This is a genomic window from Nocardia sp. CA-290969, assembly GCF_050936135.1.
Lineage (GTDB): Bacteria > Actinomycetota > Actinomycetes > Mycobacteriales > Mycobacteriaceae > Nocardia.
The window spans coordinates 1,663,659-1,682,494 of sequence record NZ_JBNJNJ010000001.1 but is presented as its reverse complement, the minus strand read 5'-3'; the positions used below and the strand labels follow the sequence as shown (position 1 = coordinate 1,682,494).

Genomic DNA, 18,836 nt, shown 5'->3' with positions numbered 1-18,836 from the left:
GCACACTCGCGGTCAATCACGGCCGAATGTCACATTTGTGCAGCTCGACGCGGGATATTTCCGCTTCCGTTACCGTTCGGTTATAAGCGACCTGGGCTTATGCGCCCGCGTGACGGTTGCCACAAGCTTGCTGACCCGGCATGCAAGTCCCCTAGCTTGTTAGTCATGCCCGTGACCCTTCCGTTACCTCTCCGCAAGCTCACGGTGCCGTCGATCGGCCGTCGTCGCGTAACGACGCAGGTTGTCGCCACCACGACCGCGCTCTGCGCCGGTTTCGGCCTCTTCGCCGCCGGAGCAGACTCCGATAACGAAAAGATCAACACAGTGGCCGCCACGGCGGTTGCGCAGGCGCCTGCCGAACCGGCCGCCGCACCGGCACCGGCCCAGCCCGCCGCCCAGCCCGTCTCGTTCCCCTTCCAGATCCCCGGGATCCCGCTGCCCCCGCCGCCCCGGCCGACCACCGTACGTCCCGTCGACGCCGTCGTGAGCTCCGGTTTCGGCCCCCGCTGGGGTGCCAACCACTTCGGTATCGATTTCGCCGGCAATCAGGGTGTGCCGATCAAATCGGTCACCGACGGCACCGTGATCGAAGCCGGCCCGGCCACCGGTTTCGGCCTGTGGGTCCGCGTCCAGCAGGACGACGGCACCGTCGGCGTGTACGGCCATATGCAGGACATCCTGGTGCAGGTCGGCCAGCCGGTCCGCGCCGGCGATGTGATCGCGACGGTCGGCAGCCGCGGCCAGTCCACCGGCCCGCATCTGCACTACGAGGTGCACCAGCCCGGTGTCGGCAAGATCGACCCGCAGCCGTGGTTCGCCGCGCGCGGCATGGACGTCATGAACTTCCCCGGCTGACGATACCCGTGTTCCATACCGGCGGCCGGTAACGGTACCCAGGTAGCGGAACCACTCCGTCCCCCAGCGGGACGCCCCGAGTGGGGTTGCGTTTCTACCGTCGGCCCATGTCAGAAATATCGCTTCCCGGCGGGCCGGAATTCTCCGGCCACACCACGACCTCCGGTCCATGTCGGGTGATCGGGCGCCTGCACCGGCCTTTGCTGCTCAGTTCCGCGGCAATGGCCGGTCTGGTGTTTTTCGGCCTGGTCGCCATGTTCGTCGACGACCGGCAGATCCTCGGCGAATCGGTCTGGCTGAAACCGGTGAAATTCGGGCTGGCCTTCGTGCTGTATTCGCTCACCTTGGCCTGGCTGCTCTCACTACCCCATGCGGGACGGCGTTTCACCTGGTGGCTGGGCGTTGTCTTCGCGGTCACCACGGTCGTGGACGTGGGATTCGTGGTGATCCAGGCCGCCCGCGGCACCTTCAGTCATTTCAATACCGAAACCGATCCGGTGAACGAAATCGGGCAAATGATCTTCGCTTCGGGCGTACCCGGCCTTTTCGTCGCGAATCTGCTGATCGCCGTGATCGTTTCGATACGTCCCGGCGCGGATCGGCCGACTGTGTGGGCAATTCGGGGCGGGCTGGCGATGGCTGTGGTCTCGATGGCGCTCGGATATCTGATGGGGTTCACCGGCGTCCAGCTCGCCCGCACCGCCGACGGCCGGCTGGTGGAATTGGCCGCGGGGCATACCGTCGTCGACGCGGACACCCGGGCGGCGGTGGGCACGCCGGACGCCGTGGCCGGGATGCCGATCACCCACTGGAGCACCATCGGGGGCGATCTGCGGATACCGCATTTCGTCGGGTTGCACGGAATCCAGGTTCTGCTCGCCGTTGTCGTACTGCTGGCCTGGTGCGCGCGACGGTACTCGTGGCTGCGCCCGGCCCGCACCCGCAGCCGGCTGATCGGGGTGGCGGTCCTGGGCGGGGGTGGTCTGCAGGCGATCACGTTCTGGCAGGCGATGCGCGGGCAGTCGCTGATCCATCCGGATTCGGCCACCCTGTTCGCCCTGCTCGGCCTGGCGCTGCTCGGCACGGGGCTCGTCGTGATGATCATCCGCGCCGCGCCGGCGCTGCCGCCGCGCCGAGGATCTCGCGAACCGGATCCGGCCCGGCGAAATCCGGGCCCGCCGCATCCGGAGCAAACAATCTCCAGCGGGATCAGCGCAACCGTTCGGCGTCGCGCGCGAGTTCGACCAGTACCGCACTGAGCCGCGCGAGCTCGGCGGTATCGGCACCCTCGTCGATCGCGGTGGCCACATCCTCGGCGGCGCAGCGGGCCGCGAACCAGCGGTCCGCGAGCGCCGCGGCCTCGGCCGCACTCAGCACCACCGAATCGGCGGGGATACCAGTGCCCTTCACATTGTTGCGATGCTCGTAAGCCCGCTGGCGGCAGGACTGCCGGCAGTACCGGCGCCGCCGCCCCGCCTCCGTATCAACGATTTCCCGACCACACCACAAACAGGACTGCAACCGGCGCGACATGACCCGACACCCTAATGGGCCGCCGCGCAGCGGCACACACCGCACACCGCGCAGCACCGCGCGCACGACGCCGTACAATCAATAGGCTCTCCCGAACTGGGAACGGATCGACCCTCACGAACGTTGACAAGAACAGGGCGCACGGCCGGGACCGGCACGAATCGTCGATTCGTGGAGCGGGAACGGTTCGCAGACGTGACCCGAACGGTCGGCGGAAGGCAACGGCCGGCGAAACGCGAGCCCACGAAGCTCGCGTCAGCACAACCACAGGGGTCAACCCACCGGTCCGCCCCGGCCCGGGTTCCGGTGCACCGCAGCGGATACGCCGAGAGGCGTAACCGATCCGGTGTCCCGGGGCCGGATGGCCGGGAACCCGTGGACCAGCGCGCGGTAACGCGCCGACAACACAGAGAGGACCTGTACAGATGGCAGATCGCGTACTCCGGGGCAGCCGGCTCGGAGCGGTGAGCTACGAAACCGACCGCGACCATGATCTGGCTCCGCGCCGGATCGCCCGGTACCGGACCGACAATGGTGAAGAATTCGATGTCCCGTTCGCGGACGACGCCGAGATCCCGCCCACCTGGTTGTGCCGCAACGGCCAGGAGGGGGTGCTGCTCGAGGGCAGCACCCAGGAGGCGAAGAAGGTGAAGCCGCCGCGCACGCACTGGGACATGCTGCTGGAGCGGCGCAGTAAGGAAGAACTCGAGGAGCTGCTCAAGGAGCGGCTGGAACTGCTCAAGACCCGCCGCCGGGGCTGATACACCGCCCCAGGGGTCATCGCCCGCGCATACGGGCACCGGCTGACAAGGCCGTACCCGCCGGATCATCCGGCGGGTACGGCCTTTGTCGTATTCGAGTCAGCGGCTGGCGACGCGGCGGTAGCGCAGTAGCGCCAACGGCATCGCGACGAGCAGGATCACCACCGAGCAGAGCACGGCGTATTCCACACAGTGCTCGGCGGGCCATCCGGTCGGCGCGGCGAACGACGGCGGCGCGCTGTTGTCGAACAGTTTCCGGCCGGTCGCCGCGACCGCGGTGATCGGATTCCATTCGGCGATGGTGCGCAGCGGACCGGGCAGGGTCTGCGCGGAGATGAACGCCGAGGAGATGAACGACAGCGGGAACAACCAGATCAAGCCCGCGCTCTGAGCGACCTCGACGTTCGGCGCGAGCAGACCGGTGAGCGCACCGACCCACGACATCGCGAACGCGAACAGCAGGATCACCCCGTAGGCCAGCACGGCATCGGCCACACCGCCTTCGATACTCCAGCCGACGATGTAACCGCAGACGGTCATCACCACCAGGCTCAACATGCTCACCACCAGGTCCGAGAGCGTACGGCCCATCAGCACCGCCAGCCGCGACATGGGCAGCGCCCGCATCCGGTCGATGATGCCCTTCTCCAGGTCGCCCGCCAGGCCGACGGTGGTGAACGCGGCGCTGAACGCGACCGTCTGCGCCATGATCCCGGCGATCAGGAATTCCCGGTATTCGCCACCGCCGAGGGATGCGCCGAAAACGTAGGCGAACAGGAAAACGAACATCAGCGGCTGCACCGTGGCGGTGACCAGCAGCGTGGGCACCCGCATGATGGTGAGCAGGTTGCGGTGCGCCACGATCGCGCTGTCGCGGATGATCCGCAGCCGGGGCTCGGTCGATTTCGGGATCCGGTGCGAGGCGGGAGCGTGATCGGTTTCCGCGGCGTCCTCCTCGGTCCGGCCGGTGGTTTCGGTTTCTTCGACCGCTACTTCTGCGGTGCTCACGACATGATCTCCTCGGGTACATCGCTGGATTCCGGCTCGGTGTCCGGGGTCGCCGGAGTGCCGGTGAGGGACAGGAAAACGTCGTCGAGGCTGGGCCGGTGCACGCGGGCATCGACGGCCAGCACATCTGCGTCGTCGAGCCGGCGCAGCGCTTCGACCATGGTGCGGGAGCCGTCGGCGACCACCACCGACACCTCGTTCACACTCACTTCGTGTGCGGGTTCGCCGAGGCCGACATCGGCGAGCACCCGCAGCGCGGGCGCCGGATCCTGGCCGGGGGCCAGGGTGACGGTGAGCCGGTCGCCGCCGATCGAGGATTTGAGTTCGTCCGAGGAGCCGCGCGCGATGACCCGGCCCTTGTCGATCACCGTGATCTGGTCGGCGAGCCGGTCGGCTTCCTCCAGATACTGGGTGGTCAGCAGAACGGTGGTGCCGTCGCGGACGAGATCGCCGATCACCCGCCACATATCGGTGCGGGCCCGCGGATCGAGACCGGTGGTCGGTTCGTCGAGGACCACCACGGGCGGGCGGGCGATCAGCGCGCCGGCCAGATCGAGGCGGCGGGTCATCCCGCCGGAGTAGGTTCCGGCCCGGCGGTCGGCCGCGTCCTCGAGCCCGAACTGGCCCAGCAGTTCCCGGGCGCGATGGGCGGCCCTGTCGCGGGTCATCCCGTAGAGCCGGGCGACCATGCGCAGGTTCTCGTAGCCGGTGAGGTTGGCGTCCACCGCCGCGTACTGGCCGGACAGTCCGATCAGGCGCCGGGCGGCCGCCGGATCGTGCAGCACATCGACATCGGCGACCCGCACCGTTCCGGCGTTGGGCCGCAACAGCGTGGTCACGATACGGACAGTGGTGGTCTTGCCGGCGCCGTTGGGTCCGAGTAGCCCCATCACGGTACCGGCGGGTATTTCGAGATCGACATCGTCCAAAACGCAGGCCCGGCCGTAGTTCTTCACCAGGCCGGTGATCTGCACCGCGGGCTTCACTGAGCGTTCTCCTTCGTTTCGATACCGGGCTGTGGTCGCGCCGGCGTCACCGGCGCGGGCGGGCGCCGAGACGCTCGCGCAGTACGGGTCCGATCACCGCCAGCGATTGCGCCGTGGTCATCTCCGCGTGCGTGCACTCCACGTCGTGGGCGAGCACCGTGCCGGTGACGTATTCCTGCCACGCGGCGGGCCGCCGGTCGGCGGCCTCGCGGTTCACCGGATCGGTGGCGGCGGCGAAGAACAGCAGATCGCCGTCGTAGACACCGGGCCGGAACCCGTTGGCCTGTACGGTGCCGTCGGCGTAGCCCGCGTAGAGCCGTTCCAGATGCTCGAGGGTGAGCGCTGCGAACGGGCCCGGACGCGAGCGCAGCATTTCCGCGGCCTCGGCCAGGGTCGGTTCCGCGCCGTCCACGGTGAGTTCGCCACCGAACTCGCCGAGGATCTCCGCGATCGACGGCATGGCGTGCTCGGCCAGATCGTCGGAGAGCCGGTAGCTGTCGAGCATGGTCAGCGACGCGACCTCCTCCCCCGCCGCCTGCAACCGCACGGCGATCTCGTGCGCGATGAGACCGCCCAGCGACCAGCCGAGCAACTGATAGGGCCCGTGCGGCTGCACCGACCGGATATGGGCCAGATAGTGCTCGGCGACCTCGGCGATCGAGCCGAATCCGGGTTCGCCCGCGGCCTGCGGTGCCTGCAGCCCGTAGACCGGCTGGTCGGCGGGGAGTTCGGCGAGCAGTCCGGCGTAGCACCAGGACAAACCGATGGCCGGATGCACACAGAACAGCGGGGCGCGGCCCGAACCCGTATCGGGCCGCAGCGGCAGCACCGGCGCGAGCGCGAGATCCATGGCGTCGCTCGCGGTACCGTCGCCGAGCCGGGCGGCGAGGGCGGCCGGGGTGGATTCACCGAACAGCAATTGCATCGGCAGATCGAGTCCGGCCTCGCGGGCCTGGGCGACCACTTTCGTGGCGAGCAGGGAATTGCCGCCGAGTTCGAAGAACCCGTCCCCGGCGCCTACCCGTTCGACCCCGAGCACCTCGGCGAAGATCGCGCACAGGGCCGCTTCGACGGGGTTCGCGGGGGCCCGATAACCCTCGCCCCCGGCGAACACCGGTTCGGGCAGGGCCGACCGATCGAGTTTGCCCACCGGGGTCAACGGCAGCCGGTCGATCAGCATGATCGACTGCGGAACCATGTAATTGGGCACCAGGCCGGACAGGTGCGCGGTCAGTTCGGCCGCGGTGGTCTCCGGTACGGCCTTCACATACGACACCAGCGCGGTCGCGCCGGCGGGGGTGCGATGTCCGGCGGTATACGAGAACTCGACCGCGGGATGCCGGCTCAGCGCGGCGTCGATCTCGCCCAGTTCGATCCGGAATCCGCGGATCTTCACCTGGTGGTCGGTACGGCCGACATACTCGATATCACCGGGCCCGCCGTCGGCACCCGTCCCGATGCGGACCAGATCGCCGGTGCGGTACATCCGCTCCCCCGGTTTGCCGAACGGGTTGGCGACGAACCGCTGCGCGGTGAGCCCGGGGCGATCGTGATAGCCGCGGGCCAGTGCGCCACCGGCGAGATAGAGCTCCCCGGTGACCCCGAGCGGTGCCGGGCGCAGCCGGGCGTCGAGCACCATCGCGGCGACCCCGCGGATCGGTTCCCCGATCGGGATCGCGCCGTCGGGCACCAGCGGCGGCGACACCACCGTGACGATGGTGGTCTCGGTGGGACCGTAGACGTTGTGCAGGTTGCGGCCCGGCGCCCAGCGCGCGACGACCTCCGCCGGCAGCGCTTCGCCACCGACGAGAACATGCTGGAAGTCGGTGATACCGGCCGGGTCCACCGTGGCCAGCGCGGCGGTGGTGATGAAGGCGTGGGTGATCCGTTCGGCGATCAGCACCCGGGCCAGTTCGGCCCCGCCCACCACACCGGGCGGGGTCAGCACGAGGGTCGCGGCACCGCCGAGCGCGAACAACAGGTCGAGCATGGCGGCGTCGAAGCTCGGCGTCGCGAAATGCAGGATGCGGCTGCCGGGCCGGACCTCGAACCGCTGCGCGGTTTCCGCCGCGAAGTTCGACAGCCCGCGATGGGTGACGACCACGCCTTTCGGGGTGCCGGTGGAGCCGGAGGTGTAGATGACGTAGGCCGGATTGTCCATCCGCAGCGGCCCGGTCCGGTCGGCGTCGGACAGCGGTGCGCTCGACGCGTGCAGCACCTCTTCCCGGAATTCGGGATCGTCCAGCGCCAGCCAGCGCACCGAACCGGCGAGCCCGGCCCGGTACTCGGCGAGGGTCAGGCCCAGCGCGGCACCGGAATCGGTGAGCATATGGCTGATCCGGGCGGCCGGATACCCCGGGTCGACCGGGACGAAAGCCGCCCCGGTCTTGGTCACCGCCAGCACCGTCGCCACCGATTCCACCGTGCGTGGGATGCCCAGTGCCACAAGTGTTTCCGGCCCGACTCCGTAACCGGTGAGAACCCGCGCCAGCCGGTTGCTCCAGCGATCGAGCGCATCGTAGGTGATCTCCACACCGGCGGCGGCCAGCGCGACCGCCCGCCGGTCCACGGAGGCCGCGGCTGCGAAGACCTCGGGCAGGGTGACCGGATGGTCCGGATCGGCGCGGCGCAGCGGAGCCAGCGCCGACCATTCCGCGGGCTCGAGCAGTTCCAGATCGCCGATGACCACGGACGGGTCGGCGGCGATCGCGCCGAGCAGCCGCACCAGCCGGCGTCCCAGCCGCGCCGCGGTCGGCTCGTCGAACAGATCCGCGCTGTAGTTCACCGCGACGGCGATACCGTCCGGCGACCGGTCCGCGTCCCGGCATTCGGTGAGGGTGAACTGGAGATCGAATTTCGCGATGCCGGCGTCGGTATCCAGCGCCTCGATACTCAGACCCGGCAATTCCAGCGCCCGCACCGGTTCGTCGCGTACCGAGAGCATCACCTGGAACAGCGGATGATGCGATTGCGAGCGCACCGGGTTGAGGATTTCGACGAGCCGCTCGAACGGCAGCTCGGCGTGCGCGAAGGCGTCGAGATCGGTTTCGCGCACGGTGTCGAGCAGATCGGTGAACTGCTGCCCGGATTCGACCGGTGTCCGCAGCACCAGGGTGTTGACGAACATCCCGATCATCCGGTCCAGCTCGGGGTGCCCGCGCCCGGCGACCGGCGTCCCGACGGCGATATCGCCGGCTCCGGTGAGCCGGTGCAGCAGCACGGCCAGCGCGGCGTGCAGCACCATGAACACGCTCACGTTGTGGCGGGCCGCCAGTTCGCGCAGGTCCCGGTGCACCCGGGCGTCGAGCCGTTCCGCCACGGTGCCGCCGCGGTAGGACGGCACCGGCGGGCGCGGGCGGTCGGCGGGGACGGCCAGGAGTTCGGGCAGGCCGTCGAGGGCCTCGCGCCAGTAGTCGAGCTGGCCGCGGATCAACGATCCGGGATCGTCCTCGTCGCCGAGTAGTTCGCGTTGCCACAGCGTGTAGTCGATGTACTGCAGCTGATCGGTATCGGCCCCCGGGTCGGACCCGAGCCGCACCGCCCGGTACGCGCCGGCCACATCGGCGGCCAGCGGTTCCAGCGACCACCCGTCCATCGCGATGTGGTGCACCACCAGAACCAGGATGTGATCGTCCGGTCCAACCTCGAAAAGCGCTGCCCGCAAGGGTATTTCGTGCGCCAGGTCGAAACCCGGTGCGATGAACCGCGCGACGGCGGAGTGCGGGCCGCCCGGTTCGGTCGGCGGAGTCAGCAACTCGACCGCGGCCTCGCCGAGGTCGCGCACCACCTGTGCGGGCTCCCCATCGATCTCCGGGAACACCGTCCGCAGGGTTTCGTGCCGCTGCTGCACGGTATGCAGCGCCGTGGCCAGGGCCGCGCGGTCCAGCGGACCGCGCAACCGCAGTACCACGGGAATGTTGTAGGCGCCCGGTGTCGCGGCGGGATCGGCGCCGCCGAACCGGTTGAGGAACCACAGCCGGTGCTGGGCCGGCGACAACGGAATCCGTTCGGGCCGTTCCCGGCGGACCAGGGCCGGTCCGGTGTCCCCGGCCGTTTCCCCGTCGAGACGGGCCGCCAGTTCGGCGACGGTCGGCGCGGCGAAGACCGTCCGCACCGCCAGCCGGACTCCGGTGGCCGCGGCCAGCCGGCCCACCAGCTGCGTCGCCAGCAGGGAGTTGCCGCCGATATCGAAGAAACTGTCGCCTGTATCGGTGACCTCGGCGTCCACCAGTTCGCCCATGATCGTGGCGACCAACTGTTCGGTGGCGGTGTGCGGGGCCCGTCCGGCGGATCCCGCGGCGGGTGCCTGCGGCTCGGGCAGGGCGGCGATATCGAGTTTCCCGACCGGGGTCAGCGGGATCTCGTCCAGCAGGGCGAAGGCGGTCGGCACCATATGCCGGGGCAGCCGCTGCGCCAGATGGTCGCGCAGTTCCTCGGCGTCGGGCCGGTGCGCCGGATCGGCCGGGTGGACGTAGGCGACCAACCGGTCCACCCCGGCGACCCGGCGTACCTCGGTATGGGCGAAGTGCACGGCCGGATGCGCGGTGAGCGCGCCGGTGATCTCGCCGAGTTCGATCCGGAAACCGCGCATCTTCACCTGGTTGTCGCTACGGCTCAGGTAACGCAGGTCCCCGTCGGGGGTCCAGCGCACGACATCGCCGGTGCGGTACATCCGGGAGCCGGCCGGGCCGTACGGGTCGGCGACGAAACGGGCCGCGGTGAGGCCGAATCGTTCGTGATAACCCCGGGCCAGACCGGGTCCGCCCAGGTAGAGCTCACCGGGCACCCCGGTGGGCACGGGACGCAGGCGTTCGTCGAGGACGACCGCCCGGACCCCGCGGATCAGCGCACCCAGTCCGGCCGGGCGATCGACCGCGACCGGGGTCACCGAGACCACGACGGTGGTTTCGGTCGGACCGTAGGCGTTGAACATCCGCCGCCCGGGTGCCCAGCGCGCCACCAGTTCCGGGCCGAGGTGTTCGCCGCCGACCATCAGGCCGCGCAACCGCGGCAGCGGCCACCGGGCCGGGTCGATGGTGGCCAGTGCCGCCGGGGTGATGAAGGTATGCGTGACCTCGGCGCGGGTCATGAGTTCGGCCAGTTCGTCGCCGCCGTACACCTCGGGCGGGACGATCACCATGGCGGCACCGGCGCCGATGGCCAGCAGCAGGTCCAGCACCGCGGCATCGAAACTCGGTGAGGAGAAGTGCAGGGTCCGCGCGCCGGGGTACACGGCCAGCCGGTCCCGGAATTCGTCGGCGAGATCGGCGACCGAACCGTGGGTGGCGGTGACGCCCTTGGGTTTACCCGTCGATCCGGAGGTGTAGATCAGGTATGCCGGATCCCCGACCCGTACCGGGCGCACCCGGTCGGCGTCGGTGACCGGGTCGGCGGACGTCCCGGATTCCCGCCGTCCGGCGGGTGTGTCGAGCAACAGCCAGTCGATATGGTCGCCGCCGGCGGCGCGCAGCGCGTCCGCATGACCGGTACGGCTGATCCCGACCCGGCAGCCGGAATCGGCGAGCATATGCGCGACCCGTTCGACCGGATAGTTCGGGTCCACCGGGACGAACGCGGCGCCGGATTTGGCGATGGCCAGCATGGCCGTCACCGAATCGGCGGACCGGGTGAGCCCGAGCGCGACCTTGTCCCCCGCGCCGAGTCCACGCCGGATCAGCGCCCGCGCCAGCCGGTTGGCGCGGCGGTCGAGTTCGGCGTAGGTGAGGACGGTGTCCTCGGTGTATAGCGCCGGGCGGGGGCCGTGGGACAGCACCGTGGCGGCGAACAATCCGGCGAGGGTGCGCGGGATTCCGGGCATGGGCCCGCGGGCCGGGCTGAGGCGGGTACGTTCGCGCTCGGTCCGCGTATCGATATCGCCCACCGGCATATCCGGTCGCGCCGCCACGGCGGCCAGGACGCGCAGGAACCGGTCCGCCAGGGTCTGGACCGTCATATCGTCGAACAGTTCGTCGGCGTAGACGAATTCGAGCTCACCGGCGCGCAGATCTCCCGCCCGCAGTTCGAGATCGAATTTGGCCCGGGCGATATCGAGCGCGGCCGCCGAAACCGACAGCCCGGGCAGTTCCAGCGGCGGGACGGGAGTGTCCTGCACGGTGAGCGCGACCTGGAACAGTGGATGGCGGCCGGTCGCGCGGGGATCGCTGCCCAGCGCCGAGACGACCTGCTCGAAGGGGATATCGGCATGGGCGAGGGCCGCGAGTTCGGTATCCCGGTCGGCGCGCAGCAGCTCGGTGAACGCGCGGGCCGGGTCCACCTCCGACCGCAGGGCCAGGGTGTTGACGAACATACCGACCAGCTCGTCGAGCCGCCGGTCGGTGCGCCCGGCGACCGGCGTGCCGATTGCGATATCGCGGCTGCCGGTCACCGCGCGCAGCAGGACGGCCAGCGCCGACCGCAGCAGCATGAACGGGCTCACGCCCTGCGCCCGGGCCAGTTCGATGAGCGCCCGCCGGGTCGGTGCCGGGATGGTGCAGCGCACGGTGCCCGCGGTCTGCCGCGGTTCGGCCGGGCGCGGCCGGTCGTAGGGCAGGGGCAGTTCCTCGGGGAGGCCCGCGAGCTGGTCACGCCAATAACCGAGTTGCCGGGCGGCGAGGCTGTCCGGGTCGGTGCCCGCACCGAGGTGCTCGCGTTGCCACAACCCGAAATCGGCGTACTGCACGTCGAGGGGCTGCCACTGCGGCGCCGCTGCGGCACTGCGGGCCTGGTAGGCGAGGGCCAGATCGCGGGTCAGCGGTGCCATCGACCAGCCGTCCGCGGCGATATGGTGCACCACTACCCCGAGCCGGTACCGGTCGGGGCCGATCCGCAGCAGAACCGCGCGCAGCGGGGCCCCGGTGGTGAGGTCGAAACCGGTGGTGGCGGCCTCGTGCAGGGCCGCCGCGGCCCCGGCCGGATCGGTCTCCTGCGGCTCCAGGGGCGGCAGCGCCCACGCGGCGGGCAGAATCCGCTGCTGGGCGCCGTCCCCGTCGTCGGGATAAACGGTGCGGAGCACCTCGTGCCGTTCGACGAGATCGCCCAGCGCCGCGCGCAGCGCCGGTACGTCCAGGGCACCCTCGATATCGAGCACGAAGGCGATGTTGTAGGCGCTGGATTCGGGGGCGAACCGGTTGAGGAACCACAGCCGCTGCTGAGGCAGCGACAGCGGAAGCCGTTCGGGCCGCGGATCGTAGGCTGTGAGCGGGACCCGGACGGACACCGGAGTCCGGGTGACCTGCTCGGCCAGGGCGGCCACGGTCGGAGCCTCGAACACGATCCGGACCGGCAGGTCCACCCCGAAGCGGTCGTACAGGCCGGCCACCAGCCGGGTGGCCAGCAGCGAATTACCGCCCAGATCGAAGAAGCCGTCCTCGGCACCGGTCACCGCGCGACCCAGCACCTCGGCGAACACCTCCGCCACCCGCCGTTCGGTATCGGTGGCCGGGGGCCGGGAGGCCGCGTCCGCGCCGTGGAAGACCGGTTCGGGCAATGCCTTCCGGTCGAGCTTGCCGGAGGGGGCGGTCGGGAATTCCGGCAGCACGGTCACCGCGTCGGGGACCATATAGCCCGGCAGCCGGCCGCGTACCGTGGCACGGACCGCCGCGGGGTCCACGGCGGCGGCATCGGCGACGATATAGGCGGCCAGACGCTGGCGGCCCTGCGCGTCGGTGTGCACCACCGTGAGTGCCCGGCGCACTCCGGGATGGGTGCGCAGGACATGGTCGATCTCGGACAGTTCGATCCGGAATCCGCGCAGTTTCACCTGGTCGTCGGCACGGCCCAGGAAACGCAGCCGGCCGGACCGGTCGGCCACCACCAGATCGCCGGTGCGGTACATCCGTTCCCCGCGGCGACCGTACGGGTTGGCCGGGAACCGGGCGGCGGTCAGCGCGCAGCGGCCGTGATAGCCCCGGGCCACACCGGGACCCGAGAGATACAGCTCACCGGGTGTGCCGGGCGGGACCGGGCGCAACCGGGAGTCGAGGATGAACAGCCGCATACCGCGCACCGGATGCCCCAGCGGCACCGGACGGCCGGCGCGCATGGGAGCCGACATCGTCGCAGCGACGGTGGCCTCGGACGGGCCGTACATATTGTGCATGCGGTAGCGATCCGCCCAGGTGGCCACCAGTTCGGGTCCGCAGGCCTCGCCACCCACGAGGACCGTCTGCAGCCGGTCCAGGCCGGCCGGGTCGACGGTGGCCAGCGCGGCCGGGGTGACGAAGGCGTGGGTGATGCGTTCGACGCGCAGGAAGGTCGCGAGTTCGCTGCCGCCGTAGATCTCCGGTGGAGCGATGACGACCGTTGCGCCACACGCGAATCCGAGCAGCAACTCCAGCACCGAGGCGTCGAAACTCGGCGACGAGAAATGCAGCGTGCGCGCGGCGGGAGTGACCCCGAACAGGTAGCTCTGCTCGGCGGCGAACGAGGCGAGCCCGGCATGGGTGACGACGACGGCCTTGGGGGTGCCGGTGGATCCGGAGGTGTAGATCAGATACGCCGGATGGATGGTGCGCAGCGGACGGAGCCGGTCGGCGTCGGTGACCGGCGCGGACGATACCGCCGCACACGTCTTCTCGAAGACGGGATCACCCAGCACCAGCCACTGCCGGACCGCGCCGGGACGTTCCGACACCACTGCCAGCTGTTCCGGGCCGGTGATACCCAGGAGCGCGCCGGAATCGCCGAGCATATGCGCGATCCGGTCGCGCGGATATCCGGGATCGACCGGCACATACGCGGCGCCGGTCTTGGCGACCGCCCAGACCGCGGTGATCGCGTCCAGCCCGCGCGGCAGCGCCAGCGCGACCACGGTTTCCGGTCCGGCGCCCCGCGCGATCAGCAACCGGGCCACTCGGTTGGCCCGCTCGTCCAGCTCCCGGTAGGTGGTGTCACGGCCGCGGTAACGCACCGCGATACCGTCCGGATCGCGCACCGCGGACCGGCCCAGGAGTTCGGCCAGCGAAACCGGCGGTTCCGCCGGACCGCCCGCCAGCGGGACCAGATTCCCGTATTCCCGCCGGTCCAGGACATCGATATCACCGACCGGCCGCTGCGGCGCGGCCACCACGGCCTCCAGGACGGTGACGAACCGCCGGGCGATCGCCGCGACCGTCCGTTCGTCGAAAACATCCGTCGCATAGCCGATTTCGGCATGCAGTTCGCCGCCGGAATTATCGTCGTGGATTTCGAGCTGGAGATCGAACTTCGCGATATCGGCGTCCAGGGCCAAGATCTCCGTACGCACACCGGGCAGGGTCAGGTCGAGTTCGCCGGCGTTGTCGTAGGACAGCATCACCTGGAACAGCGGGTGGCGGGCGCCGGACCGATCCGGATTCACCACCTCCACCAGCCGCTCGAACGGCACATCGGCATTGGCGAAGGCGTTGAGATCGGTTTCCCGCACGATATCGAGCATCCGGTCGAAATCGGCGGCCGGATCGACCTCGGTGCGCAGTACCAAGGTGTTGACGAACATCCCCACCAGCTCGTCCAGCGCGGGATCGGTACGGCCCGCGATGGGGGTGCCGATCACGATATCGGTGCTCCCGCAGATCCGGGACAGCAAGGTCGCCAGGGCGGCGTGCACCACCATGAACATGCTCGCACCGCGCGCCGCGGCCAGTTCCGCGGCCGCGCGGCGGGTTCCGGCCGGGATGGTGAACTCGACCTTCCCGCCCGCGGTGGAGCGATGCGCCGGCCGCGGCCGGTCGAGCGGGAGATCGAGCTGATCGGGCAGGCCGGCGAGCTCGGCCCGCCAGTGCGTGATCTGGCGGCTCAGCGCACTCGCCGGATCGGATTCCTCGCCGAGCAGTTCGCGCTGCCACAGCGCGAAATCGGCGTACTGCACCGGCAGCGGGGTCCAGTCCGGGGCGTGGCCCGCGGCACGCGCGGTGACCGCGACGGTGAGGTCGCGGACCAGCGGCGCCACCGACCAGCCGTCACCGCAGATATGGTGCAGCACCAGGACGAGGACGTGGCAATCGGTGTCGACGGCGTACAGCGCGACCCGGAACGGCAGTTCGGTACGCAGATCGAACGGCCGGGAAACGAAATCCGCGGCCAGGCCGGCGACTCGGTCGCCGGGTACCTCCACCGGCTCGAGCGATACCGGCACCTCGGCCGGCGGATGCACCACCTGCTGCGGGCCGGCGCCGAGATCCGGGAAGGTGGTGCGCAGGCTTTCGTGCCGCTGCAGCACATCGCGCAGCCCCGCGCGCAGCGCCTCGAGATCGAGGTTGCCGTCGAGCTGTACGGCCAGCGGCATGTTGTAGGCGGCGGCGTGCTCGGCGAAGCGGTTGAGGATCCACAGCCGCTGCTGGGCCGGGGAGAGCGGGATCCGCTCGGGGCGTGGCACCGGTACCAGCTGCGGGGAGGTGAGGTCGGGTTCGTGCACGGTGAACCGTTCGGTGAGCGCGGCGATACTGCCGGCCTCGAACAGATCCCGGATGGTCAGTGCGGTGCCGAGCGCGGTGTTGATCCGGGCCACGGCGCGGGCGGCCACCAGTGAGTTACCGCCCAATTCGAAGAAACCGTCGTCGATCCCGACCTCGGGCACGCCGAGCAGTTCCGCGAAGATCGCGACCAGGACCTCTTCGACCTCGGTGCGCGGCGCGGTCCGCGTGCGCTCACCGACGGGCCCGGGTGCGGGCAGGGCGGCCCGATCGATCTTGCCGTTGCTGTTGAGGGGTAGTTCGGGCAGCGCGGTCACCGTCGCGGGGACCATATACCCCGGCAGAATGCGTGCCATCCGGGCGCGCAGCGCCGCGGTGTCGAGCGGGGCCTCACCGCGCAGCACCACATAGGCGGCGAGCTGATCGCCCGCGGGGGTGGCGCGGGCGATGCACACCGCGCGGGCGATCCGCTCGTCGTCCAGCAGCGCCGCCTCGATTTCGCCGAGCTCGATACGCAGACCGCGGATCTTCACCTGGAAATCGGTGCGCCCCAGATATTCCAGGACCCCTTGGCGGGCCTTGGCCCCGCCGAGCTGCCAGCGCGCGAGATCGCCCGTGCGGTACATCCGCTCACCCGGATGGAACGGATCGGCGACGAACCGTTCGGCGGTGAGCGGGGCCTGTCCGAGATATCCCCGGGCCAGCTGCACCCCGGACAGATACAGTTCGCCCACCGCACCGGGCGGGACGGGACGCAGCGCACTGTCCAGAACATAGGTCCGGGTGTTCCACACCGGTGCGCCGATCGGCACGGTGACCGGTTCCGGCGGGCACTCCCAATAGGTCACATCGACCGCGGCCTCGGTGGGGCCGTACAGATTGTGCAGTTGCGGGCCGGGCAGCGCGGCACGGAAGTCGCGCACCGTCGCCGGCGGCAACGCCTCTCCGCTGCAGAAGACCCGCCGCAGCGTGACACATTCGCCCACCTCGGCGTCGGTGACGAACACCGACAGCATGGACGGCACGAAATGCGCTGTGGTGACCTGTTCTTCGCGGATCAGCCGCGCCAGATAGGCCGGGTCGCGGTGGCCGTCCGGCCGGGCGACCAGCAGCCGGGCCCCGGTCTGCAACGGCCAGAAGAACTCCCAGACCGAGACGTCGAAGGTCGCGGGCGTCTTCTGCAGCACGGTGTCGGTGGGGTCGAGCCGGTACTCGTGCTGCATCCAGCGCAACCGGTTCACGATCGCGCGGTGGGTGACACCGACGCCCTTCGGGGTGCCCGTCGAACCGGAGGTGAACAGCAGGTAGGCGAGGTGGTCGGCGCGCAGCGGGGCGATCCGGTCGGCGTCGGTGACCGGCGCCGGATCCAGGGCGGACAGTTCCACGGTGTCCACGGCGACCACCGCGACGTTGTCCGGAAGCGCCAGACCGTCCCGCGCGGCGGCCAGCAGCGCGACCGGGCGGGCCCGGTGCACGATCTTCGCCAGCCGTTCGACCGGATGCTCCGGATCCAGCGGCAGGTACGCGGCACCGGTTTTGACCACCGCGTACATGGCGACCACGAGGTCGAGACTGCGGCGCAGGCACAACGCGACCACCCGCTCCGGCCCGGCACCCTGGGCGATCAGCAGCCGCGCCAGCCGGTTGGCGCGGGCATCGAGTTCTGCGTAGGTCAGGGCTTCGCCCTCGAAACGCACCGCCTCGGCCTCCGGGCAGCGCGCCACCCGGTCGTCGAAAATACTGGCCAGCGTGCCGGGTTCGACCGCGGCCACGGTGTCGTTCCAGGTGTGCAGGACCTGCCGGTGTTCGTCCGCGGTGAGTGCGGTGAGCGCGCGCACCGGGGTGCCGAGATCGGTGGTGAGGAAACGGTCCAGGAAATCCAGGAAGCGCCGGTGATGGGCCGCGACGTCGGCCTCGCTGTAGAGCTGCGGGTTGGCCTCGAAGTCGAGATGCATGCGGCCGCCGTCGGCGTTGTAGAGGTTGACCGACAGATCCTCGACCGGCCCGGTGGCCAGGACGTGCACGGAGACGTCGAGATCGGCGAAGCGCAGCGGCCGGGCGAAGAGCATGATGTTGATCATCGGGCCGAAGAAACCGCGGGTATCGCGGTCGTAGCCGCAGTCGCGGCGAATATCGTCGTGGCGGTAGCGCTGATGGCGCAGGGCCCCGGTGATCTGGTTGCTCACCACGCGCACCACATCTTCGAGGGTGGTGCCGGGATCGAACCGGATCCGCAGCGGCACCACATTCGACACCACCCCCGCCGAACGGCGCAGCGATACCGTCGTGCGCGCGGAGACGGGCAGGCTCAGCACCACATCGTTTTCCCCGGTGATCGCCCGCACGTAGCAGGCCATGGCCGCGGCGAACAGCACCGGATTCGACGTGTCACCCCGCCCGGCCGCCGCGGCGACCGCGGCCTCGGTGGTCTCACTCAGTACGGCGGTGGCCAGCCGGCGTCCCGCGACCGCCGTGGCCGGTGCGTTCGCGACCGTGGACAGGGTCACCACCTCGCCGGCGCCGTCGAGGATTTCGCGCCAGTAGCCGGCGTCGTCCGCGCAGCGTTTCGAGTTGCGGTAGTCGTTCTCGCCGGCATACAGCTCGGCCAAGGGGGTCGCCCGCGATACCGCGGGTTCGCGGCCCTCGGCGTAGGCGGTGTAGATCTCGGCCGTTCGGACCAGCGCGTTCATCGCGGCATACCCGTCGATGACGATGTGGTGGGCGCGCGAGTACCAGATGTAATCGCGTTCGCCCGTGCGCAGCACGGCGTTGAAGACCAGCGGATCGTGGTCGATATCGATCGGCGTACGGGCATCGTCGTGCATCCAGCGCAGGGCCGCGGCGTGCGGGTCGGGTTCGTCGCGCAGATCCAGTCGCGCCCAATCCGGGCGCAGGGCCGGCTCCACCACCTGGTGTGGCACCCCGTCGACCTGGACGATCCGCTGCAGCCCCACCTCGGTTTCCACCCCGAACCGCTCGATCGCGTACAGCAGCAGGCCCGGGTCCAGATCACCGTGGAACACCACGTACTCGGCGATGATGAGAGGGATCTCCGGCTGAATTCGCTGGGCATACCACATCGCGGTCTGCGCCGGTGTGAGCGGAAAGGGCTCGGCCGAAAGTTCTGCCGACGAACCGTTATCGACCCCGGTGGCCGACGATCTCATCAATCACTCCGTTCTACAGCTCGACACTCCCCGAACAGCCCACGGCCGATCGATACCGGTCGTGGGTGTGATTCACGACTGGTTATTCGGAGCGTCACCTTGAATGGATTGGCAGTCGAAACCGAATGGTTACCT

The 18,836-nt window shown here is 70.0% G+C and carries 7 protein-coding genes; 3 read left to right on the top strand and 4 right to left on the bottom strand.

Going from position 1 to position 18,836, the window contains the following annotated elements; genetic code table 11:
* Positions 1-165 precede the first annotated feature (165 nt).
* The gene (locus ACQEVO_RS07915) at positions 166-855 is read left to right on the top strand and encodes a M23 family metallopeptidase (protein WP_432910425.1); all 690 of its coding nucleotides are present in this window, start codon (positions 166-168) and stop codon (positions 853-855) included.
* Between the two features lie 107 nt (positions 856-962).
* Positions 963-2,114 carry a hypothetical protein gene (locus ACQEVO_RS07910; RefSeq protein WP_432910423.1) on the top strand — a complete coding sequence of 384 codons (1,152 nt, stop codon included), beginning with the start codon at positions 963-965 and terminating at the stop codon, positions 2,112-2,114.
* Here ACQEVO_RS07910 and ACQEVO_RS07905 read toward each other — a convergent pair.
* Entirely contained in the window at positions 2,065-2,388 is a 324-nt protein-coding gene (locus ACQEVO_RS07905; protein WP_432910421.1) for a hypothetical protein, read from the bottom strand. The genes ACQEVO_RS07910 and ACQEVO_RS07905 overlap by 50 nt on opposite strands.
* 425 nt (positions 2,389-2,813) lie before the next feature.
* Between ACQEVO_RS07905 and ACQEVO_RS07900 the strand changes: the two genes are divergently transcribed.
* Positions 2,814-3,149 carry an RNA polymerase-binding protein RbpA gene (locus ACQEVO_RS07900; protein WP_280397070.1) on the top strand — a complete coding sequence of 112 codons (336 nt, stop codon included), beginning with the start codon at positions 2,814-2,816 and terminating at the stop codon, positions 3,147-3,149.
* A gap of 99 nt (positions 3,150-3,248) precedes the next feature.
* Here ACQEVO_RS07900 and ACQEVO_RS07895 read toward each other — a convergent pair whose 3' ends face one another.
* The 3 genes from ACQEVO_RS07895 to ACQEVO_RS07885 form a co-directional block, all read right to left on the bottom strand.
* On the bottom strand, positions 3,249-4,031 hold the full coding sequence (locus ACQEVO_RS07895) for an ABC transporter permease (RefSeq protein ID WP_432922476.1): 783 nt from the start codon (positions 4,029-4,031) through the stop codon (positions 3,249-3,251).
* A gap of 122 nt (positions 4,032-4,153) precedes the next feature.
* Entirely contained in the window at positions 4,154-5,143 is a 990-nt protein-coding gene (locus tag ACQEVO_RS07890) for an ATP-binding cassette domain-containing protein (protein WP_432910418.1), read from the bottom strand.
* Between the two features lie 46 nt (positions 5,144-5,189).
* The gene (locus tag ACQEVO_RS07885) at positions 5,190-18,701 is read right to left on the bottom strand and encodes an amino acid adenylation domain-containing protein (RefSeq protein ID WP_432910415.1); all 13,512 of its coding nucleotides are present in this window, start codon (positions 18,699-18,701) and stop codon (positions 5,190-5,192) included.
* Positions 18,702-18,836 lie beyond the last annotated feature (135 nt).